The sequence below is a fragment of the Micromonospora sp. NPDC003776 genome (assembly GCF_053605645.1).
The window spans coordinates 1-4987 of sequence record NZ_JBSGJR010000523.1 but is presented as its reverse complement, the minus strand read 5'-3'; the positions used below and the strand labels follow the sequence as shown (position 1 = coordinate 4987).

General features: G+C 74.2%; 4 protein-coding genes. 2 read left to right on the top strand and 2 right to left on the bottom strand.

Annotation, left to right across the window (positions count from 1 at the left end):
- Positions 1-75: 75 nt before the first annotated feature.
- A complete protein-coding gene (locus ACWEVO_RS29905) occupies positions 76-1365 on the bottom strand; it encodes an adenylosuccinate synthase (RefSeq protein WP_452310818.1) in 1290 nt (429 codons plus the stop codon).
- Between the two features lie 122 nt (positions 1366-1487).
- On the opposite strand from ACWEVO_RS29905, the gene ACWEVO_RS29900 reads away from it, so the two are divergent.
- Together ACWEVO_RS29900 and ACWEVO_RS29895 are read left to right on the top strand one after the other, a co-directional pair.
- Positions 1488-2486: a diacylglycerol kinase family protein gene (locus ACWEVO_RS29900; protein WP_452310817.1), complete on the top strand. Its 999-nt coding sequence runs from the start codon at positions 1488-1490 to the stop codon at positions 2484-2486.
- 74 nt (positions 2487-2560) lie between these two features.
- Positions 2561-4291, top strand: coding sequence for a chromosome partitioning protein (locus ACWEVO_RS29895; protein ID WP_452310816.1), 1731 nt, complete (start codon positions 2561-2563; stop codon positions 4289-4291).
- Positions 4292-4334: 43 nt separating this feature from the next.
- On the opposite strand, the gene ACWEVO_RS29890 is transcribed toward ACWEVO_RS29895, so the two are convergent.
- Positions 4335-4763 (bottom strand): DUF3151 domain-containing protein, encoded by a 429-nt coding sequence (locus ACWEVO_RS29890; RefSeq protein ID WP_452310815.1) that lies wholly within the window; start codon positions 4761-4763, stop codon positions 4335-4337.
- Between the last annotated feature and the right edge of the window lie 224 nt (positions 4764-4987).

The window sequence follows — 4987 nt, the reverse complement described above, 5'->3', positions numbered from 1 at the left end:
GGATCCAGACGCAAACCCCTTGATCAACGCGGCCGTCGGGGCAGGGGCCGGGGGGCCGGGGTTGGGGGGGTGGGGTTAGGGGAGGAGGGGGTGGCGGAGGACGTTTTCTTCGCGGCCGGGGCCTACGCCGACGACGCTGACCCTGGTGCCGCAGAGTTCCTCGATGCGGGCGATGTAGCGGCGGGCGTTCTCGGGGAGCTCGTCCTCGGTGCGGGCCTTGGTGATGTCCTCCCACCAGCCGTCGAGCTCTTCGTAGATCGGCGTGGCGTGGTGGAAGTCGGTCTGCGTCATCGGCATGTCGTCGACCCGCTTGCCGTTGATCTCGTAGCCGACGCAGATCGGGACCTTGGGCAGGCCGGTGAGCACGTCCAGCTTGGTGATCACCAGATCGGTGACGCCGTTCAGGCGGGACGCGTACCGGGCGACGACCGCGTCGAACCAACCGGCGCGGCGCTCCCGGCCGGTGGTGGTGCCGTACTCGTGGCCGACCTTGACCAGGTGCTGGCCGTTGTCGTCGAAGAGCTCGGTCGGGAACGGGCCGGAGCCCACCCGGGTGGTGTACGCCTTGCTCACCGCGATGACCTTGGTGATCGCGGTCGGCGGGATGCCCGCGCCCACGCACGCCCCACCGGCCGTCGGGTTCGACGAGGTGACGAAGGGGTACGTGCCGTGGTCCATGTCGAGCATGGTGGCCTGGGCACCCTCCAGCAGCACCGTCTTGCCCTGGTCCAGCGCGTCCCAGAGCATGCCGCGGGTCTCCGCGATGTACGGCTTGAGCCGCTCGGCGTAGCCGAGGTACTCCTCGATCGTCGCGTCGAGGTCGATCGCCTTGCGGTTGTAGACCTTGAACAGCAGCTGGTTCTTCTCGCGGAGCGCCAGCTCCAGCTTCTTGCGCAGGATGCCGGGGTCCAGCAGGTCCTGGATGCGGATGCCCATCCGGGCGACCTTGTCGCCGTACGCGGGGCCGATGCCGCGGCCGGTGGTGCCGATCCGGGAGGAGCCGAGGTAGCGCTCCACCACCCGGTCCAGCGCCCGGTGGTGCGGCATGATCAGGTGCGCGTCGCCGGAGATGCGCAGCCGGGAGACGTCCACGCCCCGCTCGGCGAGGCCGTCGATCTCCTCCAGCAGCACCTTCGGGTCGACCACGACGCCGTTGCCGATCACGATCTTCGCGTTCGGCGAGAGCGCGCCGGACGGCATGAGGTGCAGCGCGTACTTCTGGCCGTCCGGGGTGATCACCGTGTGCCCGGCGTTGTTGCCGCCGGAGTAGCGCACCACGTAGTCCACCCGCTCACCCAGCAGGTCGGTAACCTTGCCCTTGCCCTCGTCGCCCCACTGAGCGCCGATGAGCACGATCGCTGGCATCTTTTCCGCCTCCAGAAGGCTCGGGTGCCAGGTGGCGACCGGTTGGCGAGCCCGGGGTGTCAGGCTAACAAGTAGTGACGGCGGGACCGGCAGGGGTTCGTCGAGAAGCAGGAGGCTCCTTCGTGTACGACGTGGTGCTGCTCACCCTCGGCTCGGAGCGGGACGCCGCCGGCGGGGGCTGCGGCAGCGGTGGAGCCTGCTGCGGTGGCGCCGCCGAGGCGACCGGCGAGCAGTCCGAGGAGCGCTGCGAGACGCCGCGCGTACCGGTGCTGGCCTGCGCGGACGCGCTGACCGCCCGTGGTGCCCGGGTGGAGACGGTCACCGCCCGCTCGGACGCCGAGATCGACGAGGTGCTGGCCCGGCTCGACGGGCCGCCGCGCGCGGACGGCCTCACCTGGCCCGACCCCGACTCCAAGACCCGGCTGGTGATCGCCACGGCCAGTGACGGGCAGTTGCGCGCCGTGCTGCGCCGGCTGGTCCGGCGGTACGCTCCGCCGCCCAGCCGCCGACCGGCGGACCTGCCCGGCAACCGGACGGTTCCCGACCTGCCCCCGGTCGGCGTACTCCCGCTCGACCCGGCCCGGACCGGCACGGCGCGGGACCTGGCCGCGCAGCTCGGGCTGCCCCGCGAACCGGCGGCGGTGGCCGCGGCGGTGCTGGACGGCACGCCCCGCCGGCTCGACCTGCTGCGCAACGACGGCGGTTCGGTGACCCTGGACGGCGCGCTGCTCGGCGCGACCGACGACGCGGGCCGGCCGCTGCACTGGCGGGCCCGGGTCGAGGTGGACGACGCGGTCCTCTCCCACGGCGACGACCCGATCCTGGCCTGCGCGATCGGCAACGCCGGTGGGTACGCGCGGCTGGACGACGTGACGCTGCTGGCCGACCCGGACCCGGCCGACGGCCGGGTGGAGGTGGCGGTCGCCGTCTCCGTGGTCACCCGGTCCGCGTTGGGCAGGACGAAGGTACGGCTCGAGGTGCGCCGCGCCCGGGGCCGGGCGGCGGCGGTCGTGCCGCGCGACGGGACGGTGCCCTTCCTCGACGACGGGGTCGAGGGCGAGCTGAGCCGGAAGCGGTCCTGGTGGATCGAACCGGGCGCGTGGGCGGTCTGGACGTCCTGACCTCCGTCGATCCCTGATCGGGGCGCCCGGCGAACCGGACGGCCTATCCTCGGCGGGAGGAATGGGGAGGAACCGTGGTGCACGAGAACGCCGGCCGGGCCCACGAACCGGGCCAACCGCAGGTGCCGGAGCGGGACATCGAACCGCTCTGGCCGCCCGAGCAACTCGACCCGGCCGCGACCACCCCGCCCTGGGCGGCGCCCGTCGATTTGGACCTGCCGTTCAGCCTCGACCCGCCCGCCAGCGCGCCGATGCCCCGCACCCCCGCTATGGGTCCGCGCCCGACCCAGGCACCCGCTCCGGTTCCGGCACCGGCTCCCCGGGATGCCGTGCCGCAGGAGGGCCCGGCGAGCCGGGCTGACGCGGTGGGGCGGGGTCCGGCACCGGACCATGGTGGGGCGGTGCCGACCACCGGAGCGGACGGCTCGACGGCCGGCGAGGCGTCGGACGACGTCGGGCAGGCCGACGACGGCCCAGGCCCGGGGCGGACCGCCTCGCCCTGGTCGCAGCCGCCGCAGCGGCCGAACAACGGGACGCCCGAGATCGACGCGCCGGCCCTCGCCGGACCCTCCGCCGGCGCGCCCACTCCGCCGGACGGCACGGCGGGCCCGCCGGCCGGGCCGCCGGAGGTCGCACCACCGCGGCTCGGGCCGTTCCCGCCCGCACCCGGGGTGCCGCGCCAGCCCTACCCGAACGGGCAGCCGGGCTACCCGGGTGAGTCGGCGTACCCGCCCCCGGAGGCGGCCGGCACACCCTCGGGTTGGTACCCGCCGGTCCCCCCGCAACCGGGTCCACCGCTGCCCGGCGCGCCACAGCCGGTCGCTCCCGGGCCGCCGCCGGCCGGCCACCCGGAGCCCGGCTGGGCGCCGGAGACCGGGGCGACGCCCACCGCCGAGGACTTCGCCCGCCGCCGCCAGGCCAGGCCCGCCGATCCGGTGGCGACCATGGGCGTACGCGGGGTGGTGAACCGGATGGGGCTGGTCCGGCTCCAGCCGGGGCGGCACGAGCAGGAACTCAGGCGGGACATCGAGATGGTGCGCCGCAACTTCGGCGGGCTGCGCCAGGTGACCGTGGTCAACCCGAAGGGCGGCGCCGGCAAGACGGTCGCCATCCTGCTGCTCGCGATGACCTTCGGCCAGAAGCGTGGCGGGTACGTGCTGGCCTGGGACAACAACGAGACCCAGGGCACCCTGGGCATGCGCGCCCAGCAGGACTTCCATTCCCGTACGGTCCGCGACATGCTGCGCGACCTGGCCCAGTTCCAGGGGCCGCACGGCCGGGTCGGTGACCTCTCGCAGTACGTCCGCTCGCAGGGCGAGGGGATGTTCGACGTGCTCGCCTCGGACGAGTCGGCCACCGGCGGGGAGATGCTCACCGCCGCCGCCTTCGCCGAGATCCGGGAGGTGGTCAGCCGGTTCTACAAGCTGATCTTCGTGGACACCGGGAACAACGTCCGAGCGCAGAACTGGCAGGCGGCGATGGACGCCACCGACCAGCTCGTGGTGACCATGTCGGCCCGGAACGACTCGGCCGAGACCGCCGCCCGGATGCTCGACCACCTGGAGCAGAGCGGCCGCCACCGGCTGGTCCGGCAGGCGGTCACGGTGGTGTCCATGCCACCGTCGCGCAAGGAGATCGACCTGCCCGCGATCCAGGAGCACTTCGCCGCCCGGACCCGGGCGGTGCTGCTGGCGCCGTACGAGCGGCTCATCGACACCGGCGAGCCGATCCGGTACGGCCAGCTCTCCTCGGCCACCCGGGACGCGTGGCTGAAGATCGCGGCAGCGGTGGCGGAGGGGCTGTGAACGCGACGGCCGACCCCCGGCGGGGCCGACCGTCGCGCACCGGTCAGCGGCTGGAGAGGGCGTCCGCGGCGGCCGGGTCGCAGTCGCGGAGGAACTGGGCGCAGCGCGCCGCCTCGTCCGCCTCGCCGATCTCGCCCGCCGCCCGGGACAGCACGTAGAGGCAGCGGAGGAAGCCCCGGTTGGGCTTGTGCGACCAGGGCACCGGCCCGTGGCCCTTCCAGCCGCTGCGCCGCAGCTGGTCCAGGCCCCGGTGGTAGCCGGTACGCGCGTACGCGTACGCCGGGATGACCTGGCCCGCGCCGAGCGCGCGAGCGGCGAGGGCCCCCCAGGCCGCGCTGTGGCTCGGGAAGCGGGCCGCCACGTCGGCGAACGCCTCGTCGGTGTCCTGCTGGGCGGCGTCGGCCAGCGCGGCGTCGGCCTCCTCGTGCACGGGCAGGAGGGTGGCCGGTGGCTCAGGCAACAGGTTCTGCATCGCCCCATTCAACCCGCTTCGCCCTGCGGTCCGCGAGGGGCTTCGCGGAGCCGCTCGGCTGAACGGCTGAGGGTTTCGTCACGCCTGCGGCCCGCCGGCCACGTACCTGCGGCCCGCCGCCCGATACCCGCGGCCCATGCCCTGCGGCGTTGTTTTCCACTACAACTGATGGTCCGGAGCCTCCCCAGGACCCGGTTATGCAGGAGCCCGGCGGCCCGGCCGCC

What these genes read in the sequence shown, in the direction of transcription:
- ACWEVO_RS29905 (WP_452310818.1), bottom strand. Translation starts at nt 1,365, where the DNA reads ATGCCAGCGATCGTGCTCATCGGCGCTCAGTGGGGCGACGAGGGCAAG.
- ACWEVO_RS29890 (WP_452310815.1), bottom strand. Translation starts at nt 4,763, where the DNA reads ATGCAGAACCTGTTGCCTGAGCCACCGGCCACCCTCCTGCCCGTGCAC.